Genomic DNA, 24,350 nt, shown 5'->3' with positions numbered 1-24,350 from the left:
AGTCTTTTTTGCTGTTTTGAATTATACCATAATATCCCAAGTGGTGGAACTGGTTTTGCTAAAAAAACTTTAGACTATGTGCAGTCGTAGGGATTGAATTGCTGATCGTGCCGGTAGTCTGAAGGGGATTTGCCGAACCATTTTTTAAACTGCTTGGAGAAGTAGAGCGCATCAGAGAAGCCGACGGAGGATGCAACCTGCTCGATGGTTAAAGGCTCCTGCAGAAGCAGCTTGGCGCGCTCCATCCGGATTTTTAGCAAAAACTGCATAGGTGACATGCCGGTATGCTGCTTGAACATTTTGGACAAGTGGGTTCGGTGGTACCCTAGCGATTGCGCCATTTGCTCAATGGAAATTGGCTGGTAATACTGCAGCGTCAGCCAGCGGATCGCCTGTTCGACCTGCTGCACAATGATGGAGCTTTCCTCGTTCTGCACCGCTTCTCCAGCTTGATCCTGAGCGTATTCGGCAAACAGCAAGCGCAAATAAGCGCCTGCCTGCATGTCCGTTCCAGGCTTCGCTGCCTGAAGAGTTCGCTCGATTTGATGATAGAGGGCAGCCATGCGTCGCTGCTGCTTGGCCGCCGTCACCGGCTGATGCTGTGAGATCTCAAGCTGCTGCAGGTATTCATCTGCACGTGCCCCCTTGAAGCCCACCCAACGGTAGGCCCACGGTTCGTGCTCATCCGATCCATAGCTCACCAGCTCGCCCGGAAAAATAAAGAAGCTCTGGCCCTTTTCCAATCGATAATCCCGCCCACGGCTGCGAAACACGCCTTTGCCAGCTACGACAAAATGTACCAAATGATAGTCCAGCACCTGAGGACCGACCAGATGTGAGGCTTTGGTTTGTGCATGACCGCTGAACAGTACGGAAAGCTCGCCCCTGCCCGGAAAAGGATTGAAGGAGGCAAAATGAGTCACATGTGCCATATTGGAACACCCCGCTGCGTTTTGATATGATGGAAGAAGAAGGGAAGGGATTAAGAGAATGAACTGGAAAGCTACGATCCGTGAGAATGGTATGCATTTATCTTGGTTTGTCGCGCTGGTTGCGACGCTTGGGAGTCTGTATTTCTCTGAAATTTTACAATATGCGCCATGCAAGCTCTGCTGGTATCAGCGCATTTTGATGTATCCACTCGTGATTATACTGGGCATCGCAGCGGTGCGCAAGGAACGACATATGTACTTATACATTTTGCCGATGACGGTGTGGGGGGCGGGAATTTCACTGTATCACTATTTGATGCAGAAGACGGAGTGGTTCAAGAGCGGTGCAGCCGCATGCGGTCCCGTTCCGTGCGATGTAGATTACATTGACTGGTTCGGATTCGTGACGATTCCGCTGCTGGCGTTGACGGCGTTTGTTATCATTACCATCCTGCAGCTGCTGCTTTGGGCGGCCGATCGAAAATAACGACAAGTGCATCTCACTACATTTCTCCATATAAAAATGGTTTGTGTCCATATGCAATCCTAGCGGGTCGGAGTATAGTCGAATCAAGGAAATCAACTATACCGAGATTCTGGGAGGCATGTAACCGATGGCTAACAAGATTACGTTTTTGGGAGCAGGAAGCAGCGTATTTGCAAAAAATGTGCTAGGTGACGTTATGCTTACGCCTGCGCTGCAGGAATTTGAGCTTGCACTCTTTGATATTGATCCGGTTCGATTGAAAGATTCGGAGAATATGCTCAACAATTTGAAGGCATCGGTTGGCAGCCGCTGCAGTGTGAAAGCGTATTCGGACCGCAAGGAAGCGCTTCGCAGCGCGAAATATGTGGTTAATGCGATCCAAGTCGGGGGCTACGACCCTTGTACGATTACTGATTTTGAGATTCCGAAGAAGTATGGCTTGCGTCAAACGATTGCAGATACGCTCGGGATTGGCGGGATTTTCCGTAACCTGCGGACGATTCCGGTAATGCTTGATTTTGCCAAGGACATTCAAGAGGTTTGCCCGGATGCCTGGTTCCTCAACTATACGAATCCAATGGCCGTGCTGACAAATGCGATGATCACGTACGGCGGAGTGAAGACGGTAGGACTTTGTCACAGTGTGCAAGTGTGTATGCCGCACCTGTTCCGCCAGCTTGGAATCGATACGGAAGGCGTGCAAACGAAGATCGCCGGGATTAACCATATGGCGTGGCTGCTTGAAGTGACGAAGGACGGCGTTGACTTGTATCCGGAGATCAAGCGTCGTGCGAAGGAAGCTCAGAAGGAGATCCATAAGGATATGGTCCGCTTCGAGCTGATGTTTCGCTTCGGGTATTATGTCACGGAGTCCTCTGAGCATAATGCGGAATACCATCCATACTTCATCAAAAAGAACTATCCAGAGCTCATTGAGCGCTTTAACATTCCTTTGGACGAATATCCAAGACGCTGCATCCGCCAGATTGAGAAGTGGAAAACGATGCGCGAGGAGCTTGTCAACAACAAGAACTTGGAGCATACTCGCTCCAGGGAATACGCTTCCTACATGTTCGAGGCGATGGAGACGAACGTTCCGTTCAAGATCGGCGGCAACGTGATGAACACGGGCTTGATCACAAACCTTCCGAAGGAAGCAGTCGTAGAGGTGCCTTGTATCGTCGATTCCAGCGGTGTAACTCCGACCTATGTCGGCGACCTGCCGCCGCAATTGGCTGCGCTGAACCGCACGAACATCAACACCCAGCTGCTCACGCTGGAAGCTGCGATTACAGGCAAGAAAGAGCATATCTACCATGCGGCTCTGCTTGACCCGCATACGGCTGCCGAGCTGTCGATCGACGACATCGTGGCGCTTTGCGACGAGCTGATCGAAGCGCACGGCGATTGGCTGCCTAAGTTCAACTAAATCGATTTGTTATCAAAAGCCGGCCAGCGATGGCTGGCTTTTTTATGCTGTTTTTTCAGCTGATTTTTCGTGGCGGTATCATGTCGAAATCAGGGGGATATTCGGGGATTATCATTGTAAGCAACTGCATCCTTTGGTAAAATATATGCGAACAGGAATTCGGTTTCTAGGGGGCGTTGTGAATGGCATATCGGAAGGAAAAGCCTAAGCAGGGGAGCGAGCTGGAGAAGTTTCTGGTACGTGAACAACCCTATACCTACGAGGATTATGCTGCGCTGCCGGAAGACGAGCTGCTGCGGTATGAGTTGGCCGACGGCAAGCTGGAGCTGATGTCCAGTCCGACGCCAAGGCATCAGCTGGTGATATTGCAGATTGTTATTGCTGTGACGCAAACGTGCGGTAAAGAGTACTTTCTGATTCAGGATGTAGATCTGCTGATCTCCAATACCGAGGTGCGAAGAGCTGATCTTTCCATCATTCACAGGTCCCGTAAAGCGATTATAACGAACAAAGGAATCACAGAGCCGCCAGAGGTTGTGGTGGAGATCCTGTCACCTTTAACCGCGCGGACAGACAAGTATAGCAAAGCCAAGTCCTATACAAGCTTCGGCATCCCCGAATATTGGATCCTTGATCCACTGAACGGCCTGCTCGAGAAGCACGTGCTGGACAATAACGCATACCGACTTGCGAATCTTTATATGAAGGATGACTGCATCGACTTGGAGCAGCTGCCCTGTGCCTCGTTTACGTTGAATGAACTCCTGAGTGAAGCCGCTGAACTGCCGAACGATTAAGGAAAAGGAGGGCTCCGTTGAAGAAGACAAGCTGCGTCTTAATATTTGCTGCCTTAGCGGTCATGCTCGCTGCCTGCAATGGAGGCCCGAGCGCCGGGGGAACGGTGGCGGAAGGCCCGGCTAATCCCCCACCGTCCAACCATGACGCTTCCTCTGTAGAAGCTGCCGTTCCGCCGCAACCGATTACACCGGTGACTGGCAGCATGGAAGCGCCGAAAGAGCCGGCAGCCACGCCGCAGCCGAAGGAAACCGCAGCCAGCACGCCTTCATCGGCGACAGGCTCAGTCTACTCGAGCGGGCCGAAGAACCCGATCGCTGCGGTGGTGAACGACGGCAAGCCGAAGGAGCCGCCTAAGAGTACAGCCACCGGCGACCGCAAGGCGCTGTCCTGGTACTACATGAAGAAGCCGAAGGGGCAAGTGCCGAATTTTCCTCCGGAAACGAAGAACTTTTCTAGCGATATGAAAGCGCTCTGGGTCGGCACGGGGAAGAAGGTATACCTGACGATCGATACAGGCGGTCCGATGGGGGATACGGACACCCTTGTCAAAGCGCTCAGGGATAACCACGCCAAGGCGAATTTTTTCATTGCGGGATATAACGTGAAGAAGGATCCGGATTTTGTTCGCACACTGGTCGCGGATGGCCATTTGGTCGCCAACCATACGATGACGCACACGGATATGAATCTTCAGACGGACGACCAGATCCGTAAGGAAATTCAGGATTACGAGAAGCTGTACAAAGACGTGACCGGCAAGGACATCGAGCCTTACTTCCGCTTTCCGTACGGACGCTATAATACACATATTTTGAAGCTTGTTTCGGATATGGGGTATACCTCCGTATTCTGGTCGACCGCAATGGTGGACTGGGAGCCGCGCAAGAATGGGGCGGAGGATCCGTATAACGACATCATGAACAATCTGCATGACGGGAATATTATCCTGATGCACCAAGGCTCGCCGGAAAATATCGTGGCGCTGGATCGGATCATTAAAGCGGTCCGAAAGGCCGGCTACGAATTTGCATTGATGAGCGATATTGAACCGCCTAAATAGTCGAATCATGCCCTTATCTACATCCTCCGCTGCAGGTCGGCGGGTTTTATTTTTGCTATGGATTCTGTTAAGATGGAAGGATTGGCTCGGGCGCCTCGGCGCTTCTGCGATGAATGGCCATGGTACCTTTCATTTGAGTCGTTCATAAACTATACCATTATCAATACGTTTCATTACCCCAAGACAAAGGAAGCGAACACATCGTGCAGCAAGCGATAGCCATACTGGATTCAGGAGTCGGCGGTCTAACGGTAGTCAAAGAAGTCATGCGCCAATTGCCACAGGAGAAAATCATCTACTTCGGCGATACCGCCCGCACGCCTTACGGTCCCAGACCGGCTGAAGAAGTGACCCGCTTTACCCATCAAATCGTTGATTACTTAAAACAATTTCAGCCGAAAATGATCGTTATCGCCTGCAACACCGCTACTGCGGTAGCCATTGACGAGATTCGCGCCGAGCTGACCATTCCGGTCGTCGGTGTGATTCACCCGGGAGCGAGAGCGGCCATCAAGACGTCGCGCACGCAGCGTATCGGCGTCATCGGCACCGAGGGCACGATCAAGAGCCGCGCATATGAAGTAGCGCTTCGCCAAATTTCCCCTAACATTCAAGTGGTCAGCCAGGCCTGCCCATCGTTTGTGCCGCTGGTAGAGAAAGGCTTATTCCGCTCCGAGGAGACGCGGCGGACGGTCGAAGAGACGCTGTCCGAGCTGCGGCGGTATCCGATGGACTGCTTAATTCTGGGCTGTACCCATTATCCGTTCTTATCCGAGCTCATCTCCTCAGTGATGGGGCCGCAGGTTACGCTGATCAGCTCGGCGGAGGAAACGGCGCGCGAGATCAGCACCATTTTGTATCATAAAGGGATGCTGGCTACGTCCAATTCGATGCCTGTACACCAGTTTTTTTGCAGCGGGGAACCGCGGATGTTCAAGGCGATAGCACAGTCCTGGCTGAACGAGCAAATCAAAGTGACACCTGTAGTTTGGCAGGTACCGAATATAATTTAGCTTATCCGCATACACATTAGCTTACCTAGGCGTCCGTTGCGCCGCGGATCAGGGCCGAACGTGAAACCGGCGGCGAGTTCGTACGTACTGCCTAGGTGAGCACCGTGGTGGAAAACACCGGGTGTAATCTGTAAGGAGGGCTGCAGCATGTCTAGCCGACGTCACTTGGTACAAGCAGGAGAAACGCTCGCGGTCATTGCCGGCCGATACAACCTGGCGCTTGCAGAGCTGACCGCCGCCAACCCTGGCATCGATCCCCGCAGGCTTCGGATTGGACAAGCGGTCATGATTCCGGATCGTCCTGCGGAAGCGGTGGTGAAGACGACAGGGAAGTATGGATACGCGGAGATGGTAAGGGATCTAGACGCCCTGAAGGCAGCCTACCCGTTCCTTATCATGGACTCCATCGGCCACAGTGCAGCAGGGAGGACGATCCCTGTCGTCAGGCTGGGTACGGGCGACAAGGAAGTGCATTACAACGGGGCCTTTCACGCCAACGAATGGATCACCGGCTTACTGCTCATGAAATTTATAGAAGATTATGCTTCAGCATATCACCGAGGGCAACCTCTGGCTAACCGCGACGTGAGGGAGCTATTTGAGCAAACCTCGCTCTACGTGGTTCCCATGGTGAATCCGGACGGCGTGGAGCTGGTTCACCACGGACTGGAGCCTGGCGATCCCCACTACGAGCAGGTATATCGCTTGAATCAAGGCTCAAGTGACTTCTCCCAGTGGAAAGCGAACATCCGCGGCATCGATTTAAACGATCAGTTCCCTGCCCATTGGGAAGAGGAGCGCAACCGTCGATCCGTAGCCGGTCCCGGACCGCGGGATTTCGGCGGTGCCGCACCGCTCACGGAACCGGAAGCAATCGCGATCGAGGCGTTCACGCGCAGCCGGGATTTTCAGCTGGTGATGGCCTTTCACACGCAGGCGCAGGAAATTTATTGGAATTACCGGGATCTCGAGCCGGCCGGAGCAGAAGCCGTCGTTCAGCGCCTAGCGCAGGTCAGCGGGTATGTTCCTGTGAAGCTGACGGGAAGCGATGCGGGCTATAAGGATTGGTTTATCCAGGAATACCGGAGGCTCGGCTTCACCATCGAAGCGGGAATCGGCGTGAACCCGCTGCCGATCGAGCAGTTCGACACCATCTATGCGGATCTAATCGGTTTGATGCTGGAAGGGCTGGCGATTGGATCTGGGAAGGACAGCGCATACTAGGAAAACCGTGGGCTGGGCGAAACCCGGTCTCCACGTCACGAAGGAGGGATGCATCATGTGGAACCGCCTGCTGTCACTGAAACAATGGGGACATACCTTTCGCAGAATAGTCCCGCTGCTGCGGTCACCTCGCGTGCCTCTTCGGGAGAAGCTGCTGTTCGCCGTCCCGGCCTTGGTATACATCGTGATGCCGGACGCCCTGCCGATGCTGCCGATCGATGATATTGCGGTGACGCTGCTGCTGATGCAGTGGTTTACCGCTCGAGCGGAGCGGAAATACGGGGCTTAAGCCAATTCAGATAAAGAAAGACTTAGCCTTGAGGCTAAGTCTTTCTCCATTGTTCGGGCTCGTATTCTCCGGCCGGCATGCGGATCCACTTGTTCAAGTAGCCCTGCTCGTACAGCGCCTTGATTAAAATAATTAGAATCGGGGAAAGAATTAAGCCCGCGACTCCGAAGAGGGAAAGCGAAATGATCATGAACGAAAGCATCGTAAAGGCGGAAACGCCGAGCGAATCGCCGGTAATTTTGGGCTCCAGAATTTGTCTGACGGTCACCACAACAGCGAGCAGCACCGCAAGCGAAATGGCCAGGGTCGTCTGGCTGACGATCAGCAAATAAATGATCCAAGGGATGAACAGCGTGGACACGCCGAGCAGCGGGAGCACGTCGAACACGGCGGAAATGACGGCAATCGTGAAGGCATTGTTCACATTCAAGACGAGCAGCGCGACGAAGATCACGATGAAGGTAAGGCTGATCAGCTTGGCCTGCGCCTTCAGGTAGGTAAGGATTCCGGCCAACACGTTCTCCCGCAAGAACTGGAACGCCTTCTTGAACGTTCTCGGAGTCTTGTCCTCTGCCGTTCGTTTCCAAGCTTCAATCTCGCTGCTCAGGAAATAAGCGAGCACGATGCCGATCACGAAATTGACCACGAAAGTGGAAATGGAGGTCAAGGTGTTGAAGGTGGCGGTCAAGAAGCTCCGGGCAATTTCTGTCGCTTTTTTCGTAATGTCAGCGGAATATTCCTTGGCCTTCTCCAGCAGGTCCAGTTGGCCGGGCAGTGCGTCAAACTTGGTGTTCAGCTCGTCCGTCCGCTCGACCAGCTCCTTCTGCAGCACAGCGGCGTAATCGGGCAGCTTGTCCTTGAGGTTAATGATCTGGCTCGTAATGATAGCCCCGGCTCCCGTTATAACCCCCAAAATGACCAATATGAAAAGCACGGTGGCAATGGCCGAAGCGATTGACTTCTTGAGGCCCCTACGATGCAAAAAACGGGCCAGCGGCTCAATAATCATGTAGATTACGAAGGCCAGGAAGATCGGTGTGGCGATCCGGTACAGGTAGCTGAACAAAAACATAAACAAATAGATAGTCACGATCAACAAAGCAATATCGAAAATCGTCTTGTAATACTTCTTGTAAAAAGAAAGCATCGGTTCACCTCAGCAGCAATTAGACGTCAGAACACCATTTGGCAGCCCATAATTTCATTTCTTTGAGCATCTGGTGCAAGTCTTCCCCTTTAGGTGTCAATTTGTACTCCACGGTCACTGGGACCGTAGGATAGGCGGTACGCTCCAGCACGCCGTATTCTTCCAGATGACGCAAAGTGTCGGTCAGCGACTTCGGGCTGATCGATTTGATCTTGCGCTGCAGCTCGCCAAACCGTTTGGTCCCATCGAACAGCTCTTTCAAAACAAGGAACGACCACTTGCCTCCGATGACGTCCAGCGCTTTTTCAATTGAGCATGCGATGCGTTCGGGCTTCTTGGGGATGTAGTTTTGCAGGTTGCTTTTCTTGGATTGTTCGCTTTCTAACATGGACATAGCATTCATCCTACCTTTCACAAATGGTTCTGATAATCATAGTTAGTTAACTCAAGGTAAGTAGATATCATTACTGCTATTACAATGGATAAGATTCACTACTTTCCATTTTAAAGGAGAATGAAGCGAATGGCAAACGATGAATGGTACGAAAGACGGGAGGAGATCGGCCCAAATGTTGCTTTCGTGTCTTGGTTTTAATACAATGTATAAAAACGATAGTGGGAGATGTACCTGATGAATTGCAAAATTTCTCGCAATGCCGCCAAAGTCATCTTGGCCGAGTTGGAACAAGAAGAAGACAAGGAGCTTAAGCTCCGCATCTATATTACACACTCGCATGGTGACCATGCGCACTATGGCATGAAGCTGGATACGCCAACCGACAATGATGTGGTCGTATCTACCGATAAAGGGATCGATGTCATTCTGCAGAAGGACGAGCCGCTCTTGGACGGCATCCGCATCGATTATTTCTACGTGCCGGAAGAAGGATTTGCGGTGACCAATCCAAGCAAGGGGAATCACGGCGACCACTAAGCGCTGCTGATCCGCTCTGCTAGGAAGGGATAGTACACGAACAATGGCTAACGATATTCGCGTTTGCGACAAATGCAAGCACATGAAAATGAAAACGACGCTTCCTAAGCTGCAAAAGCTGGCGCCGGATGCAGACATCAAGGTAGGCTGCAAGTCCTACTGCGGTCCTTGCTCCCGGTTCGCTTTTATCTTTATCAACGGGCGGTACGTCACCGCGCCGACGGAGGATGAAGTGATCGAGAAAGCCAGCAAGTACATCAAAAAGTAACGGCAGCTGGCTAACGAATCAGGCTGTTCCTTAAGTAGAGCATCTACTTGAGGGACGGCCTTTTTTGTATTTCGACTGCATACTCATCCACTGCACATGGAAAATTCCCTGTGTCCACCCTCCACACAATCATGTATAATGAGCTTCAATGTCTATTTTAACCGGCGGTCGAAAACATGAGGAGGAACTCACGGTGCTAGCTACTCTGCGCAACTACGGAACGAGCCGTCTGCTTCCGTTTCTTAAAAATTATCACCCGATCGTCCACGTACTGCTAGTCGGAACCATCATGGCGCGTGCCGCGTCGTCAATGAGTATGCCGTTTCTGGCCATCTATTTATCCCGCGAGTCGCATCTCAGTCCCCTATTGATCGGCGCTATTGTTGGGCTCGGGTCGCTGGCAGGCACGGTCGGCGGGTTTGTCGGAGGCGCATTATCAGACCGATTGGGACGCAAGCGGATCATGATGATCGCGTTATTCGGCTGGGTCGTCGTCTTTATCGGCTTCGGGCTGGCACAGGCGCCGCTCGTCTTTATGCTCCTCAACATGCTGAACGGATTATGCCGGTCGCTGTATGAGCCGGTCTCGCAAGCGCTGATGGCGGATGTCACAGAGAAAGACAAGCGGCTAAAGGTGTTCTCGCTGCGATACATTGCCATCAATGTCGGCGTGGCGGTCGGCCCGTTGCTGGGGGCCTATTTTGGTGCGTTCGAGGCTTGGCTCCCGTTCATCATTACCGGATTCATTTACTTGCTCTATACAATTTTATTGTACATGCTCCTGCAAAAATTCGGCATTCAGAGCATCGAAGGCGATCAGCGAAGCGGCATTACTGTGGGTTCAGCTTGGAAGGTTATTGTGAATGACCGCGTCTTCCGACTATACACCTCAGGAGCCATCATCGGATCGATCGGCTATTCGCAGATGACCGTAACCCTGTCACAATATATCGAGCAGAGCGTAGCTCAAGGTGCCACGCTGTTCGCGCTGCTGATGAGCTTAAACGCCGTCACGGTGGTTCTGTTCCAGGCGCCCTTGTCCCGCTGGTCGGAGCGGCGAGAGCCCATTGCCTCGATCATCGCTGGTAACGTGATGTTCGCCCTAGGGGATGTCGGGTATGCCTTCTCGCACAATTGGACCATGTTTATGATTTCAATGTTCCTATTTACGCTCGGTGAAATCCTTAACTACCCGGCTGCGAACGTGTTGATCGACCGGCTGGCTCCGGATGGCATGCGCGGGACGTACTTCGGTGCGCAGTCCTTTTCCAATCTGGGGCACTTTATGGGACCGTTAATTGGCGGGTACATATTGTCGAAATGGGGCGGAAGTCCGCTGTTCTCTACCCTTGCGGTTGTGACCTTATTCAGCTCCTTTTTCTACTTCAAGGGGGAACAATTGCATAAAATAGTCCAAAAGACACGGACGAAAACGGTAAATTGAGCAATAAGCATCATTTAAACCCTAGGGCTTATCTTTTATGCTTTAGGAGAATACCTTGCATAAAAAGACAAATTTCGATCGAACTCGATAAAGGCAAACCAAGCGAAAGCCTGGGACGCAAAACTACAGGGGCTAAAGCGCTACTGCAACGCCAGGCCAGCCAGTTACCGAAGGAACGGCGATACGCGATTATAGATGCGGACTCCCGAACCAGCGGGGGTCTTTTTCATTGTAGGATAGGAAGGAGTGGAGACAAGGATGTCGGAGATGGGGCGAAGCATGATGACCCGAAAAGGATTTTATACGAAGGTCGGCCAAGACTTTGTGGGTGTGTATTCATCCAGCGAAGGACCCAAAATGTTCATTAACCGTGAGGTCTACGAGCTGATGTCGCCTTGGTGGGATGTGGAGATGGTCGCAGGGCGCAACCAGCACATCATTAACTTTTACTGGCGCGGAGAGGTCAAGCTCTCGGTCAAATGCCAAGCGGATAATAACGTATTTATGACACTGTACGACTACTTAAATTGCCGAATGAAAACGATTCGAAACGCCTAAAGGAAAAATTGGATTCGAACTAGGCACCTGCGGAGCGGCCAAAGCATACGATGCTTGTAGATTGTAAGCTTAGAGCCGTGAGGCAGGAGGAACGCCGAATGAACCACACCGAATCCGATTTTGCAGCATCGGCCTTGTTTGAGCATCGCTTCTGGCTGCAAGTACTGGGGGATCATGGTCGCTTCATCAAGACTGCGCTGTCACCGGACGAGCCGGAGGAGATCGGGCGGGCCGCTCGATTCATTCAAGGGTTTGACGCCCTGCTCCAAAGGGCACGGATCGAGTCCTCCCTTGAAAGCGTGCGTGAGCTGACCCGAGAGTCTTATGAAATGGCGAAAGAGCTCCGGGTGTTCAAGCTTCTCTTGCTTCACCGGCAGCTGCTGGGGAAGATCGGGCTGCAGCTGACGCCAACCTTTTTGAATCATATGGTCAATGAAGTGGAGCAGTATTTACGGCTATTCAGCCATCTGCTTCATGGGCTGCCTGCGCCGGTCGGCGAGGAGATTCACCACCACTTAGTTTGGCTCCAGGATGCGTATGGGCATGCCTCGGGGATCGCGGGGAATCTGGATTTGACCGAAAGCCGTCTGTTCGAGATGGCACGGACGTTCGATCAGCATTTTCGCGAATATTATGTCAAAGCGGTGGAGCTTGCCGGATATATGCGTGCCAATGTGCATCGATTCCCAGCTTTAACCCGGTTCAACAAGGAAGTGGAGCTGGAGATGGCGCTGTTCATGCAGTTCCTGCGGGAGCTCGAGGAGCTGCGGCTGACCCGCGAGGCGCTGGGGACGTTATCGCCGCTGATGGCGGATCATATGGCCAGAGAAGAATGCTATTACTTAATCAAATTAGCGCAGGCGAGCGAGCGGAAAGCACCGAACTGCAACCCTGCTAAACCTAGAACGGAAGCCTGATCACGGTCGTTGTCTAATAGTAGAAAAGCGGACACTCGTGGGTTGAGAAGCATGCGCTGCTCAATCTATTTTTATGCAGGACGAGCCTGCTCATAATTGCCTAACATTATCATGGCCCTAGAAAAACGAGGCTTAGAATCCACCGATCATGTGAAAAAGTGTTAGCCATTTATGAGGATGGCGACTACAAAATTAACAATCGGTACGCAAGAGTTTTAATAACTTCAGGGTAAGATGAAATTGTTGAAACAACGAGTGTCCATGATGATTCCACAGACGACGAAGCTGATCCTTAGGTTCCAATTTCCATAAAATAATATTGAAGATTAGGGTGTGATCTTATTGCGAACGGACTATATTTCTAAAGCATGCGGTAGAATCGCAAAAATCTACAAGCTGACCAATAGAGAAACCGAGATTTTGCAATATCTCTGTTTTTATGGCTGCAATAACATTGAACTGGCCGAGCGGATGTTTATTTCCGTCAAGACGTTGAAGAATCACATTCACTCCATTCAGATCAAGACCCAAAGCACATCGACTCGTAACTTGCTCGCGATGGTCATTCGTCGCATTTCGGAGGATCTGTCGGGCGGCGTTGAAGCGGTTAGCCCCATGGCCGAGCTGCCGCGGGTAGCAGCAAGATAATATTAGCGGAATCGGAGGAACCATTCATGACCAATCAGGGCATTTCGGAAGAGGAACTACACCTGCTGCTCGCGAAGGATCCACATGCGCCATCCAACGAGAAGCTTGACGACCAACCGGCAGGCGAGTCTGCCTTCTTGCCCCGTTCCAAGCGCCACCGCCGGAAGCTGAGCTGGCTGATCGGTATGAATCGTAAATAAGGCCACTTCAGTGAAGGCCGCTCAATCATATAAAAAAGCCTCGGTCTCCTACTTGGAGCCGGGGCTTTCCTGTTGTTCTTTGTCCTTGCGCCAGCCGTACAATCCGCCCGGAGCGAAGTATTGATATAATGCGCACTCGATGCGGCCATTGAACAGCTTGCGCCGCTTGTCGGCCGGCCGGCTCATATAATGCTCCACTTGTTTGCTGGGGCTTAAGATGAACGATGACCAGGTGGGCAGATGCAAGTAAACTTCGCCGAGCTGTCGCAGCGCCCGCTCGACTTCTTTGGCTTCGCCGAGCCGTTCACCGTACGGCGGGTTCGTAATGATGCAGCCATAGTCGCCCAGCGGTCGCGCTTTGCCGACGGGCAGCACCTGCAGGCTCACTTCGTTCGCCAGCCCGGCCGCCTTGGCGGCGGCCAGTGCCACATCGATCGCGTCCGGATCGATGTCCGAGCCTGCGATCTGGAGCGGGACATCATCCCGCACCAGATCGTAGGCTTCCTCGCGGGCCTGCTCCCACAGTGCCTCCGGCACGAGCGGCCACGCCTCGGCGTTGAAGCGGCGCCGTAAGCCCGGCGCCAGATTCCACCCGATCATCGCGGCCTCGATCAGGATCGTGCCCGACCCGCAGAACGGGTCGTAGAGCGGGCGCTCCGGCTGCCAGCGGCTGAGCTGCACGAGCGCGGCGGCCATCGTTTCCTTCAGCGGTGCTTCGGTAACAAGCTTACGGTAGCCGCGCTTGTGCAGGCCGGGGCCGGTCGTGTCCAGCGTGATGGTGGCGATGTCGTTCAGCAGCGCCACCTCAATGACGAAGCGTCCGCCGGTCTCGCGGAACCACTCGGTGCCGTAGGCCAGCTTCAGCTTCTCCACGACCGCTTTCTTCACGATGCCTTGGCAGGCCGGGACGCTGGACAGCTGCGACTTGTGCGAGCGGCCTTCAACCGGAAACTCAGCGTCCTCGGGAATCCAATCGGCCCAAGGAAGCGCTTTGACGCCTTCGAACAAGTCGTCGAAGGTCGTTGCCTTGAACTGGGCCATCTTGATCAGCACACGGTCGGCGGAGCGCAGCCACAGGTTGGCTCGGCAGATGGCTAGCGCATCGCCCGTGAAGGTGACGCGGCCGTTCTCGACGGTCACGTGCTCGTAGCCGAGCTCGCGGACTTCGCGGGCGACGACGGCTTCGAGGCCCATCGGCGTAGTAGCGATTAATTCTATGGGTCCGTGGCCCGCCATAGGTGCTTGCGGTGCGGCGGACGACACAGGGGAATTCGTTGACATAGTCGTTATTCACTCCATTGGATCAGTTCCAGCAGGTTATTGAAGGTGATTGAAGTTGAAGCATAAGATCAATTTATTTATTATAGGATATTAGATAGAATTATACAAACGGCCGCACCTTTAGAAGGGAAAGGCGGCAGGGAAGGTAGGAACGAACATGTCGACACCTCAAACGGCAGAGCAGTATGTAGACGCGCTGCTCGAGCAGGACGAGCAGCTGGAACGGGTCAAAGCGGGGATTCGAGCGAAGGATATGCCGGAAATTTCGATCGCGCCAGGGTACGGTCGATTGCTGACACTGCTGGTGAAGATGATCGGGGCGAAGCAGGTGCTGGAAATCGGCGCGCTGGGCGGCTACAGCGGGATTTGCTTGGCCCGCGGACTGCCGGCGGATGGCAAGCTCATCTCCTTAGAGCTGAAGCAGGAGTATGCGGACCTGGCTCACCAGCATTTACGCGAGGCCGGGTTCGGCGATATCGTGGAATACCGCATCGGGGAGGCGCTGGACAGCCTGGAAGCCTTGGGGGCGGAAGGGCAGCGGTTTGATCTCTTTTTCATTGATGCGGATAAGGGGAATTACCCGAATTACTTGGAGTGGGCCATCAAGCTGGCCAATCCTGGCGCCATTATTCTAGGAGACAATGCACTGATGCACGGCAAGACGATGGACCCTGCATCGAAGGGAAACTCGGTGACCCGCATGCGTGAGTTCAACGAGAGGATGGCTCGGGATCCTCGGCTGGAGGGCGTCCTGCTTCCGGCGTATGACGGATTGGCGATGGCCAGAGTCCGATAATCGACTGGCAATGAAAAAGCGGTCCCTGTGCAGCACTGTGCATGGGAACCGCTTTTTTCGTGCGTCAAGAAGCTTTCTTAAGGCCATGCTTCGGATGCGTGATGGGCGTTTGCTTGGCTTGGGATGGCTGGTCTTGCTGCAGCACGATGGGCTGGGGGGAGTGATGAACCTCCAGGCTGCCGTAATACCAAATCATGAATTCTGCACACACCAGGATGAATAACACCTTTTTGACATTGATTTTCAAAAAAAGAGCACCTCCTGCGGGGTAAAAACAGCACTTACGGTGAACGGTCGGAAGCGGGCTTCGCCGCTGCACGGTGAAAGAGCGTTTGGCGAACCCAGAGCGCATTGAGAAACAGCAGCAACGTGGCGATCAAGAAGATTCCGCGAATGCCAATCCAGCCCGAGAGCGCCCCGCCGATAATCGGCCCCAGCATGTTGCCCAGAGAGAGCGCGCTGGAATTGAACGCGAAGGAGCGGCTCTCCATCCCGTTGGGCGTATACTGGCGGATGAGCGTCTGGACGGAAGGCAGCAGCCCTCCCATGAACACTCCGAGCATAAAGCGTGCGGCAAACAGCTGCCAAATGTTCGTCACCATCGCCTGCGGGATGAAGAAAATGCCTGCCCCGACAAGGGCGATGGCCAGCACCTTGTTCGGACCCCAACGGTCGCCCATGCGGCCAAGCAGCGGAGAGGCGATCATATTGGAGAACCCGGTGACCGAACCGACCAGCCCGGCGTAGAACGCCAGCATTTCGGCGCTGTGATGCAATTCCTGGACGAAGAGCGGAATGAGCGGCATCGAGCTCAGGATGGAAAACTGAATCACGAAGGTGACGGAGTACAATGCCGGCAGCTCTTTGGTCTTGCTGAGCTCCTTTAAGGTTTGGAAGAGGGACTGATTGGATCGGGCTTGGGCTTTTCCTTTGTCGAACGTCTCCTTTACGAGGAACATGGTCAGCAAGGAGGCGATGAACAGTAAGCCGCCGGTTATGTAGAAGATCGGCCGAAAGCCAATCCATTCCGCAAGCAGGCCGCCGAAGAGCGGTCCCAGAATCGTTCCGGCCACCCCCCCAGACTGCAAGGTGCCCATAGCCAGACCCATTCGCTCCCGCGGTGTATTGGCGGAGAGCAAGGCGACGGCTGCCGGCACAAAGCCGGAGATCGTTCCGTTGAGCATGCGAAGCAGGAGCAGATGCCAGGGTGTGAGTGCGAAGCCCATGAGCGCCATGACGAACGCCATCCCGAAGCCGGAGCGCAGCAGCATCACTTTGCGTCCGTAGCGGTCAGCCATGCCGCCCCAGATCGGCTGGAAGACAAAGGAAGTGACGAAGTTGGCCGCAAAAATAAAGCCCGCCCACATCGCTACTTGGTGTTGGTCATGGATCCCCATTTCTTGGATATAAAGCGGCAGAAAAGGGACAATCATCGTCATGCCGCCCATCACCAGAAAATTGCCGAACCACAGGACAATCATGTTGATTTTCCAGCGAGCCAATGTGGTACCTTCTTTCACAATTTACCAATGGTATTATAATCTCCAATTATTGTAACACAATTATGACGTTTGCACACAGGATCGCTGGATTATTGCTCCAGCCCATGACGCATCTCATAGCGGAACCGATTCAGCCCCGGCATCTGCAGCTGCTCGGCCAAGGCGATGACCTTCTCGATATCGTAAGGGACGCGTACCAGCTGGATGGAAAAGGGAGCCGGCGCCTCGCTGTCTTTGACCCCCTCCAGAATGACGTAGCTTGCTTGAGGGAGCCCGTCATAGGGAGCCCCGACGCTGCCCGTATTGAACAGCAGCAAGCCTTTCTTGTCCTTGGACTTCAGCGTCTGGACGAACGGAACATGAATATCACCGTAGCCGACCACATCCGGTGTGACTTCTGGGTCGCCGTGAAATCCGCCGGTCAGCTCGGTGTTGGTGAACATGCCGAGCTTCTCTTTCTTATCAGCTTTGCGGAGCACCCGATGGTAGATGCTGTCCGCGGAGGCGTGCAGCAGCCGGATGCGTCTAGCGCTCATGAGCAGCTCGGCGGCCAAGGGGAGCTCGGCCAAATAGCGGAGCCGTTCGGACCCCAGCTGCTGCTGCTGCCAAAGGCCGGCTTCTTTATCTTGAGGCTGATTAATGCCGTGATCCCAATTGCCTTGAATGGTCAGCTCGCACACTGCGCGAATCCGATCGACCGTCTCTGCCGGCTGAGGGCCCTTGCCCACCAGGTCGCCGAGACAGATGATCTGCTTGATGCGGCGGCGGCGGATATCCTTCAAGACGGCCTCCAGTGCAGGCAGATTAGCGTGAATGTCGGAGATGATGGCGATTCTATTCATTGGCGAAGGAGCCTCCTCGTACTCTAGTATAGCTTCTATTTTAATGAGAGGGCTTCCAGATTACTAGACGCTAACCGTCGAAAGCAATCGAATTTTGGCATTTTAGCCCATGACCACAGCGCGCTGGTTTGGTATAATAAAGCAGATTGTCGTGCAGGTTGAAAGTCAAAGGAGTAGGTTATCATTTCATCATCGCGCTCACAAAAGCATAAACAGCAGAAAGAAACGAAACTGCAGCGGACGCAGTGGCTCAAAATCGGCCTATTAACGGTGATCACCATTGGTGCATTCGCTTATTTGATTCAATATTTAGACCGCCCGTCAGGGCAGGCGCCGGGTGAGGTGGCTGCGGAGGCCCGTGGATCGGGAGGAGGCGCAGGCGGGACCAAGTCGTCGCCGACGGTGCCGCCTTCCGCCGTCAGCACGGTAGATGCGGGCAAGCCGGCGGATCCGAAGCCACCGGAAACACAAGTCAAGCTGTCGTTCGTTGGGGATGTCATGTTTGCCAGCAAGGTAGAGGAGCTGCTGCAAAAAAACGGATACGACTATCCGTTCAAATACGTCAAGCAATATTTGGAGAAGGCGGATATCGCCGTGGCTAATCTAGAGACGCCGATCACGACGAGAGGCTCTGCCCAATCGAAGGAGTATGTCTATCGTTCGTCGCCTGCTGCGCTGCCGGAATTGAAGAAGGCGGGCATCGACCTGGTCAACCTGGCGAATAATCACAGCATGGATTACGGACCGGACAGCCTGCTCGACACGCTGGACCACCTGGACGGCCAAAGCTTGCTGCATGTAGGCGCCGGGAGAACGCTTCAGGACGCGTACAAGCCGGTGATTGTGGAGCAGCAGGGGATCAAGGTGGCGTTTCTCGGCTTCAGCCGGGTCGTGCCGGAGGCGAGCTGGTATGCGGCGAAGGCGAAGCCGGGCATTGCCGGGACGTACGACGCGAAGTTGCCGCTGGAAGCCATCGCTGCGGCACGGGCGGAGGCCGATCTGGTTGTCGTGATCTCCCATTGGGGCGAGGAGCGGAAGGAACGTCCGAATAAGACGCAGACGGACCTCGCGCACCAGTATATCGACCAAGGGGCGGATCTGGTCATTGCGAGCCATCCTCATGTGCTGCAAGGGTTCGAGCAATACAAGGGCAAGTGGATCGCATACAGCTTGGGCAATTTTATTTTTACGACCAACGAGAATGCGGAAACCTGGGACAGCATGATTCTGGAAGCGGCGTGCACGAAGGCGCGGGCTTGCAGCCTCAGCATGGTTCCGATTTTAACGAAATGGGCGCAGCCGATTCGCATGGTGGAGGAGGATGGCCGCAAGCTGTTTGAGCGGATGAGCCAGCTGTCCATCAATGCCAAGGTCGACACGGAAGGCCGAATCGAGCAAGGGCCTCTTAATTTGTTCGCAACGGACCCCGTCAAATCTCCAGCGGAGCCGTCAGGCGTCAGAACGGGCACTGGCGGAGGCACGGGAGCAGCAGGAAACGGCAGTGGAAGCGGCAGTACAAGCAGCGGCTCGACGGCCAAGCCTTCGACAGAGCCGGGCAAGAAGTCCGAGCCGCCGAAATCCGGTGAGACGCCGGGAAAAGCTGTGGAGCCGCCTAAGAAGCCAACTTCATCCGAGCCGGCAGCCAAGCCTTCGCAGACGCCGAAATCAACCGAGACTGCGCCGAAGCAGCAGCCTTCGTCTGTGCCTGATACGAAGAAAACGACCGAATAGCTCGCAGGCTGAGCAGGGAAGGAGAAGGGGCCGATGTCCTACGATCTTAACCGTCTGACCTTTCATATCGAATGGGTGCTTGGCAAACCGACGGTCCCTGGCTGGACGGATGTCCGCAACAATACGGGCGTTCATACCTTCTATTGGATCCACGAGGGCAAAGGAGTCTTCGTGACGGACCAGGAGCATGCAGTCAGCGGAGGTACTCTGGCTTACATGCCGCCCGGCTTGCAAATGTCGATGCGTTCGGATGCCCACTTTCCGCTGCAGATGACGATGGTGCTGTTCGACTGCGCCGAGGTGGAATATAAGCCGGGATGGGGCGGCGTGACACCGATTAGGGAGCTGGACCTTCCGTTTCTGCGCTCGTTCGAGCCGGAGCGGGCCAAGAAGCTTGGTGCGCTGTTTCGGCACATGCATCAGGCCTGGGTTCCCGGCTCCAGCGGTGGAGCCGTGCTGAGCAAGAGCAGTCTGCTTGCGGTTATGCACGAGGTGCATACGAATCTGGAGCGGGACGGTACGGCGCCCGATTCCGGCCAGCAGGCGTACGAGAAGGTGAAGGATCATTTGGAGAACGCCTACGCCTCCGAGGTCAAGATGGAATCGCTCGCTGAGCAGTACGGCATCTCGGTCTCCTATCTCCGCAAAATGTTCCAAAGGTCGCTCGGCATGAGTCCGAAGCAGTATCACAGCCACATCCGAAATGAGCATGCGCGCCGGTTTTTGATGTACTCGGAGCTGACGATCCGTGAAATCGCCGAGGTGTGCGGCTATTTGGAGGAGTATCATTTTAGCAAAACGTTCAAAAAGCTCAACGGCATGCCGCCCACCCGATTCCGGGAGGAGCACCGCAAGCTGGAAACGCGCGTTGAGATTTGACTGAGCGAGGCATATAATGAAATCGGAATCCATACGATCCGAATTCGATGGAAAAGGATGATCAGCCATGAACAACGAGACAATTCGCAACATTTACTGCGTTGGACGCAATTACGGGCTGCATGCGGCGGAGCTCGGCAATGACATTCCGGAGGAGCCGATGATTTTCACGAAGCCGACGCACGCGCTGGTCGCGATTAACGGCGAGGACATTGAGCTGCCGGGAACCCGCGGTGAGGTGCATTACGAGGCGGAGCTGGTGCTGCGCATCGGACGCGGCTATGAGCCGGGGCTCACGGTCGATGAGCTGGTGGACGGGCTGGCGCTCGGCATTGATTTTACGCTGCGGGACGTACAATCCGTCGTGAAGAAGAAGGGGCATCCGTGGCTGCCTGCCAAAGGCTTCCTGAATTCGGCGGCGCTGTCGGACTTCCGTCCGTTTCCGGGCTTCGAACAGACGAAGCAGGTCGAATACACGCTGGAGAAGAATGGGCAAGAGGTGCAGCGGGGCAATCTGAACGACATGATTTTCGATTTCCAGACCGTTATTGATTATGTTGCGCGTCACTATGGCTTGGGCCAAGGCGATATCATTTATACCGGAACCCCGGCCGGCGTGGCCGCCATCCAGGATGGAGACCGATTGGAGCTGCTTTGGGGCGGCGAATCGTTCGGCGCGTTTACTGCACGGCTCACCAAATAAGCTGGATAAAAGCACTCGAATTCCTGTTTGAACGGAGTTGGTGTGCTTTTTTCTTTTTTCTGTTACATGCCAGTCTCAAATGCTGCCGGTACTTGCTGGGAGACACGGCGTAGTGCCGTTTAAACAGCTTGGAGAAATGAAATTCATCCTGCGCGGCTTCCACGAGCGGCATCCAGCTGCTGCTCCGTCTCCGGATGGCGGGCACCGTGGAATGCCGCGCTTTTGCGGCATGTGCTGACGGCGGGCATTTTACCGGCTTGTGAATGGAACTAACGTGATGGACTTTGTCCGTGATTTTTTGGGTGGGGAAGCGATGACCTACGATTTCAAATGGCCTCGGGCGATTGCTCAGGGGGACAACACCGGCGCGCATTACGATATTGTGTACATGGGGCGGGGGACGAAGAATCTGTATACGATGTGGACGCCGCTCGGGGATGTGCCACTGCTTCAAGGCCCGCTGGCTGTATGCGTCGGTTCACATCGGTTTCACAAAATGAAAGAAACGTACGGGCAAATGGACGTCGACCGCGACAATATCGAAAAGGGCTGGATATCGGAAGACCCGCTGGAGATCGTCGAGAAGTTTGGCGGACAGTGGGCCACAACTTCTTTTGCCGCAGGGGATGTCATTATCTTCGGGATGTTCACCCTGCATGCTTCGATGAATAACTCGACGAATCGCTATCGCCTTAGTGCGGACACCCGCTATCAGCTCTGCTCAGAGCCGGTAGATGAGCGGTGGATCGGAGCCAAGCCGAAAGGGCACTATGCCTGGAACAAAACAACCCCAATGTCCATGAGGAAGCCAGAGCCAAGTGGGGCGTGTAGGGTTAGATGAAGCACGAGGAGGATGACGATGACAGAGCTGCCGACCGTAATGCATTTTGTTCCTGAGAGCGGCGAGCGTAAATTGCCTGACCCGCTGTATACGTTAGACGGAGACCGTGTAGCTGCAGTCGAGCAGTGGAGGCAGAAGCGCCGTCCAGAGATTGTAGAGCTATACCGGACATTTGTTTTTGGTAGAGAACCGCTGCAGCGTCCATCAACCTTACACTTCCACGTAGAAACGACGCCTGGCATGATGAATGGAGCCGCTGTCCGAAAGCAAGTCGAGATCCGCTACGAAGGCTCAGGAGGCGAAGGGAGTATTAAGCTGCTCCTGTTTATTCCGACGAACCGGACGAAGCCGTCGCCTCTATTTCTGCTGATCAATAATCGCGGTTTGGAGCATATGGATCCGGAAAGGGAGAACGTGTCCCCCTTTTGGCCGGCTGAAACCATTCTATCGCAAGGGTTTGCCGCTGCGGTATTTAACAACGCGGATGTAGACCCTGATGAGCATGACGATTTTCAAAACGGCGTACATGGGATCTTCGATTCCAAGTCGGAGGGCCGTAGTCCCGATGCATGGGGAACCATTGCTGCTTGGGCATGGGGCGCTTGTAGGGTTATGGACTATTTGGAAACGGATTCCGATATCGACTCCGCCGATGTAACGCTTGTCGGACATTCAAGAGGCGGGAAAACCGCTTTGTGGGCCGGCGCGATTGACGAGCGGTTCGCCAGAGTCATCAGCAATAACTCCGGTTGTACGGGGGCGGCTTTGGCAAGAGGCAAGAAAGGAGAGACGATCGGCCAAATTAACGAAAAATTCCCGCATTGGTTCAACGAAAACTATAAATGGTTCAAGGACCGGGAATACGAGCTGCCGTTCGATCAGCACATGCTCCTGGCGTTAATGGCCCCAAGGCCGGTATATGTAACCAGCGCTACGGAGGATTTATGGGCTGATCCGGAGTCGGAGTTTCTATCGCTTGTTTATGCCGAACCGGTATATAAGCTCTATGGGCTGGAAGGGCTGGGCATAAAACGTATGCCGCTGCCGGACTCTCCAATGCATAGCCGGGCAATGGGGTATCACCTGAGGACGGGGAAGCATGATATGACCGAATACGACTGGCTGCAATTTATTACGTTCGCGAGCACAAGCCAATAAATCAATGGGGCGGTCCAAGTAGCTGAAACCTACTTGGGGACCGCCCCTTCGTATATTTTTTAGGCTAAGGCCAGATCTGAGTATTGGTCACGCACCTTCAAAATCTTAGGCAGCTGCTCCATGAACACATCCACCACCTGCGGATCAAAGTGATGACCGCGCTCCTCCTTGAACAAATTCAGAATGCGGTCCAGCTCCCACGCCTTCTTGTACACACGATCGCTCCCGAGTGCATCAAACACGTCCGCAATCGCTGTGATGCGGCCAAAGATGTGAATTTCCTCGCCCTGCAGACCGCAGGGGTAGCCGCGTCCGTTCCATTTCTCATGATGCTGATGGGCCACGATGGCGGCGGTTTTGAGGATTTGCCGTTTGGAGCTTTTGAGCAGGTTGTATCCGATGAGCGTATGCGACTTCATGACATCGAATTCATCGTCGGTGAGCTTTCCGGGCTTTTTCAACACCGCGTCGGGGATCGCCACTTTGCCGATATCGTGCATAGGCGATGCTACTTTGAGCAGGTCCGCTTCTTCTTCGCTCATGCCAAGTCCGAGGGCCAGCAGGTAGGAGTATTCCGCCACCCGTTTGACGTGATTGCCCGTTTCCTTGGACCGGCTCTCGCCGATTTCCCCCATGGTGAAAATAATCTCCTTCTGCGTCTCCTCGATCTCATTGCTGAGCAGCGCCGATTCGAGCGACTTCCCGGCATAGGAGGCAGCCAGGGTCAAGTGATCCAGGTCCTTCGGTGTGAACTGCTCACCTTTCGTGAGCTTGTTGATCGCCTGATAAGCACCCATAATTTCGCCCTCGTTATTGCGGAAGGGAACGACCATCAGCGCCTTGGTGCGATAGCCGGTCTGTTGATCCATCTGGACGGCACCTTTTTGCAGTACGTCTTTGAATTCTTCGTTCGTATAGGCATCATCGATAAAAATCGGCTGTCCCGTCGTGACGGCATGTCCGACCAAGCCGGCGCTCATAGGCAGGCGAAGCGGGGGGACGCCATGGGCTACGGTCGAATACAGCTCTTGCTTATGCCGGTCGAGCAGCCAGACGGTACAGCGGTCGGATACAATCATCTCGCGTCCCATATCGGCCATCAGCATGAGCAGGTGATCCAATCGGCGCTCGTTGGCGATTTTGGCGGCATAATCGAAAATGACACGCAGCATCTCCTGCGGTTCCAAGTCTTGCTTCACCCTTATTTCCTCCAGCTCATACGATTCGTGCACTCGGATCCTCTCCTCTGATGACCGTTTTCCATAATTA

29 protein-coding genes and 1 riboswitch are annotated in these 24,350 nt (G+C 54.1%); of the genes, 21 read left to right on the top strand and 8 right to left on the bottom strand.

Annotation, left to right across the window (positions count from 1 at the left end; translation table 11 throughout):
- Nucleotides 1-74: 74 nt before the first annotated feature.
- Nucleotides 75-932: an AraC family transcriptional regulator gene (locus FPZ49_RS27840; protein ID WP_144853373.1), complete on the bottom strand. Its 858-nt coding sequence runs from the start codon at nt 930-932 to the stop codon at nt 75-77.
- A 58-nt stretch (nt 933-990) separates the two neighbouring features.
- On the opposite strand from FPZ49_RS27840, the gene FPZ49_RS27835 reads away from it, so the two are divergent.
- The 7 genes from FPZ49_RS27835 (at nt 991) to FPZ49_RS27805 (ending at nt 7,232) form a co-directional block, all read left to right on the top strand.
- Nucleotides 991-1,419 (top strand): disulfide oxidoreductase, encoded by a 429-nt coding sequence (locus tag FPZ49_RS27835; RefSeq protein ID WP_144853370.1) that lies wholly within the window; start codon nt 991-993, stop codon nt 1,417-1,419.
- Between the two features lie 127 nt (nt 1,420-1,546).
- Nucleotides 1,547-2,848, top strand: a complete 1,302-nt coding sequence (gene melA, locus FPZ49_RS27830) for an alpha-glucosidase/alpha-galactosidase (RefSeq protein WP_144853368.1) — start codon at nt 1,547-1,549, stop codon at nt 2,846-2,848.
- 182 nt (nt 2,849-3,030) lie between these two features.
- Nucleotides 3,031-3,645: a Uma2 family endonuclease gene (locus tag FPZ49_RS27825; RefSeq protein WP_144853366.1), complete on the top strand. Its 615-nt coding sequence runs from the start codon at nt 3,031-3,033 to the stop codon at nt 3,643-3,645.
- A gap of 17 nt (nt 3,646-3,662) precedes the next feature.
- The gene (locus FPZ49_RS27820) at nt 3,663-4,706 is read left to right on the top strand and encodes a polysaccharide deacetylase family protein (RefSeq protein WP_144853364.1); all 1,044 of its coding nucleotides are present in this window, start codon (nt 3,663-3,665) and stop codon (nt 4,704-4,706) included.
- A 203-nt stretch (nt 4,707-4,909) separates the two neighbouring features.
- Nucleotides 4,910-5,719 (top strand): glutamate racemase, encoded by an 810-nt coding sequence (racE, locus tag FPZ49_RS27815; RefSeq protein WP_144853362.1) that lies wholly within the window; start codon nt 4,910-4,912, stop codon nt 5,717-5,719.
- A 147-nt stretch (nt 5,720-5,866) separates the two neighbouring features.
- A complete protein-coding gene (locus FPZ49_RS27810) occupies nt 5,867-6,943 on the top strand; it encodes a M14 family metallopeptidase (protein WP_144853360.1) in 1,077 nt (358 codons plus the stop codon).
- Between the two features lie 55 nt (nt 6,944-6,998).
- Nucleotides 6,999-7,232 carry a hypothetical protein gene (locus FPZ49_RS27805; protein WP_144853358.1) on the top strand — a complete coding sequence of 78 codons (234 nt, stop codon included), beginning with the start codon at nt 6,999-7,001 and terminating at the stop codon, nt 7,230-7,232.
- 34 nt (nt 7,233-7,266) lie between these two features.
- Here the strand turns inward: FPZ49_RS27805 and ytvI are convergent, their stop codons facing one another.
- Both ytvI and FPZ49_RS27795 read right to left on the bottom strand, forming a co-directional pair.
- Nucleotides 7,267-8,379, bottom strand: coding sequence for a sporulation integral membrane protein YtvI (gene ytvI, locus FPZ49_RS27800; RefSeq protein WP_144853356.1), 1,113 nt, complete (start codon nt 8,377-8,379; stop codon nt 7,267-7,269).
- Nucleotides 8,380-8,398: 19 nt separating this feature from the next.
- Nucleotides 8,399-8,773, bottom strand: coding sequence for a winged helix-turn-helix transcriptional regulator (locus FPZ49_RS27795; protein ID WP_144853354.1), 375 nt, complete (start codon nt 8,771-8,773; stop codon nt 8,399-8,401).
- A 237-nt stretch (nt 8,774-9,010) separates the two neighbouring features.
- Here FPZ49_RS27795 and FPZ49_RS27790 point away from each other — a divergent pair, with 237 nt between their 5' ends.
- From FPZ49_RS27790 to FPZ49_RS36085, 7 genes are all read left to right on the top strand, one after another.
- On the top strand, nt 9,011-9,313 hold the full coding sequence (locus FPZ49_RS27790; RefSeq protein ID WP_144853352.1) for an iron-sulfur cluster assembly accessory protein: 303 nt from the start codon (nt 9,011-9,013) through the stop codon (nt 9,311-9,313).
- A gap of 43 nt (nt 9,314-9,356) precedes the next feature.
- Nucleotides 9,357-9,581 (top strand): DUF1450 domain-containing protein, encoded by a 225-nt coding sequence (locus tag FPZ49_RS27785; RefSeq protein ID WP_144853350.1) that lies wholly within the window; start codon nt 9,357-9,359, stop codon nt 9,579-9,581.
- Nucleotides 9,582-9,774: 193 nt separating this feature from the next.
- A complete protein-coding gene (locus FPZ49_RS27780; RefSeq protein WP_261381659.1) occupies nt 9,775-11,025 on the top strand; it encodes an MDR family MFS transporter in 1,251 nt (416 codons plus the stop codon).
- Between the two features lie 82 nt (nt 11,026-11,107).
- Nucleotides 11,108-11,197, top strand: a riboswitch (cyclic di-GMP riboswitch).
- A gap of 86 nt (nt 11,198-11,283) precedes the next feature.
- Nucleotides 11,284-11,583 (top strand): hypothetical protein, encoded by a 300-nt coding sequence (locus tag FPZ49_RS27775; protein ID WP_144853346.1) that lies wholly within the window; start codon nt 11,284-11,286, stop codon nt 11,581-11,583.
- Nucleotides 11,584-11,681: 98 nt separating this feature from the next.
- Nucleotides 11,682-12,500 carry a DUF2935 domain-containing protein gene (locus tag FPZ49_RS27770; protein ID WP_144853344.1) on the top strand — a complete coding sequence of 273 codons (819 nt, stop codon included), beginning with the start codon at nt 11,682-11,684 and terminating at the stop codon, nt 12,498-12,500.
- 342 nt (nt 12,501-12,842) lie between these two features.
- Nucleotides 12,843-13,148, top strand: coding sequence for a response regulator transcription factor (locus tag FPZ49_RS27765; protein WP_222429975.1), 306 nt, complete (start codon nt 12,843-12,845; stop codon nt 13,146-13,148).
- Between the two features lie 26 nt (nt 13,149-13,174).
- A complete protein-coding gene (locus FPZ49_RS36085; RefSeq protein WP_186446140.1) occupies nt 13,175-13,348 on the top strand; it encodes a hypothetical protein in 174 nt (57 codons plus the stop codon).
- Between the two features lie 48 nt (nt 13,349-13,396).
- Here the strand turns inward: FPZ49_RS36085 and FPZ49_RS27760 are convergent, their stop codons facing one another.
- Nucleotides 13,397-14,584 carry a THUMP domain-containing class I SAM-dependent RNA methyltransferase gene (locus tag FPZ49_RS27760; protein WP_144853422.1) on the bottom strand — a complete coding sequence of 396 codons (1,188 nt, stop codon included), beginning with the start codon at nt 14,582-14,584 and terminating at the stop codon, nt 13,397-13,399.
- 202 nt (nt 14,585-14,786) lie between these two features.
- Between FPZ49_RS27760 and FPZ49_RS27755 the strand changes: the two genes are divergently transcribed.
- The gene (locus FPZ49_RS27755; protein ID WP_144853340.1) at nt 14,787-15,425 is read left to right on the top strand and encodes an O-methyltransferase; all 639 of its coding nucleotides are present in this window, start codon (nt 14,787-14,789) and stop codon (nt 15,423-15,425) included.
- 64 nt (nt 15,426-15,489) lie between these two features.
- Here FPZ49_RS27755 and FPZ49_RS27750 read toward each other — a convergent pair whose 3' ends face one another.
- The 3 genes from FPZ49_RS27750 to FPZ49_RS27740 form a co-directional block, all read right to left on the bottom strand.
- Entirely contained in the window at nt 15,490-15,672 is a 183-nt protein-coding gene (locus tag FPZ49_RS27750; RefSeq protein WP_144853338.1) for a hypothetical protein, read from the bottom strand.
- Between the two features lie 34 nt (nt 15,673-15,706).
- Nucleotides 15,707-16,927: an MFS transporter gene (locus FPZ49_RS27745; protein WP_144853336.1), complete on the bottom strand. Its 1,221-nt coding sequence runs from the start codon at nt 16,925-16,927 to the stop codon at nt 15,707-15,709.
- Nucleotides 16,928-17,016: 89 nt separating this feature from the next.
- Nucleotides 17,017-17,769: a metallophosphoesterase family protein gene (locus tag FPZ49_RS27740; RefSeq protein ID WP_144853334.1), complete on the bottom strand. Its 753-nt coding sequence runs from the start codon at nt 17,767-17,769 to the stop codon at nt 17,017-17,019.
- 297 nt (nt 17,770-18,066) lie between these two features.
- On the opposite strand from FPZ49_RS27740, the gene FPZ49_RS27735 reads away from it, so the two are divergent.
- From FPZ49_RS27735 to FPZ49_RS27715, 6 genes are all read left to right on the top strand, one after another.
- Entirely contained in the window at nt 18,067-19,500 is a 1,434-nt protein-coding gene (locus FPZ49_RS27735; protein WP_261381658.1) for a CapA family protein, read from the top strand.
- A 33-nt stretch (nt 19,501-19,533) separates the two neighbouring features.
- Nucleotides 19,534-20,379 (top strand): AraC family transcriptional regulator, encoded by an 846-nt coding sequence (locus FPZ49_RS27730; protein ID WP_144853330.1) that lies wholly within the window; start codon nt 19,534-19,536, stop codon nt 20,377-20,379.
- A gap of 67 nt (nt 20,380-20,446) precedes the next feature.
- The gene (locus FPZ49_RS27725; protein WP_144853328.1) at nt 20,447-21,082 is read left to right on the top strand and encodes a fumarylacetoacetate hydrolase family protein; all 636 of its coding nucleotides are present in this window, start codon (nt 20,447-20,449) and stop codon (nt 21,080-21,082) included.
- A gap of 112 nt (nt 21,083-21,194) precedes the next feature.
- Entirely contained in the window at nt 21,195-21,320 is a 126-nt protein-coding gene (locus FPZ49_RS37070; RefSeq protein ID WP_261381657.1) for a hypothetical protein, read from the top strand.
- Nucleotides 21,321-21,359: 39 nt separating this feature from the next.
- A complete protein-coding gene (locus tag FPZ49_RS27720) occupies nt 21,360-21,923 on the top strand; it encodes a phytanoyl-CoA dioxygenase family protein (RefSeq protein ID WP_261381656.1) in 564 nt (187 codons plus the stop codon).
- Between the two features lie 18 nt (nt 21,924-21,941).
- Nucleotides 21,942-23,081: an alpha/beta hydrolase family protein gene (locus FPZ49_RS27715; RefSeq protein ID WP_261381655.1), complete on the top strand. Its 1,140-nt coding sequence runs from the start codon at nt 21,942-21,944 to the stop codon at nt 23,079-23,081.
- A 59-nt stretch (nt 23,082-23,140) separates the two neighbouring features.
- Here the strand turns inward: FPZ49_RS27715 and FPZ49_RS27710 are convergent, their stop codons facing one another.
- Complete coding sequence (locus FPZ49_RS27710) at nt 23,141-24,313, bottom strand: HD domain-containing phosphohydrolase (protein WP_261381654.1); 1,173 nt, start codon at nt 24,311-24,313, stop codon at nt 23,141-23,143.
- Nucleotides 24,314-24,350 lie beyond the last annotated feature (37 nt).

It is taken from the genome of Paenibacillus cremeus (genome assembly GCF_007786445.1).
GTDB classification, from domain to species: Bacteria; Bacillota; Bacilli; order Paenibacillales; family NBRC-103111; genus Paenibacillus_G; species Paenibacillus_G cremeus.
Note: the sequence above shows the minus strand (reverse complement) of the source record. Positions and strands in the feature narration are given on the sequence as shown.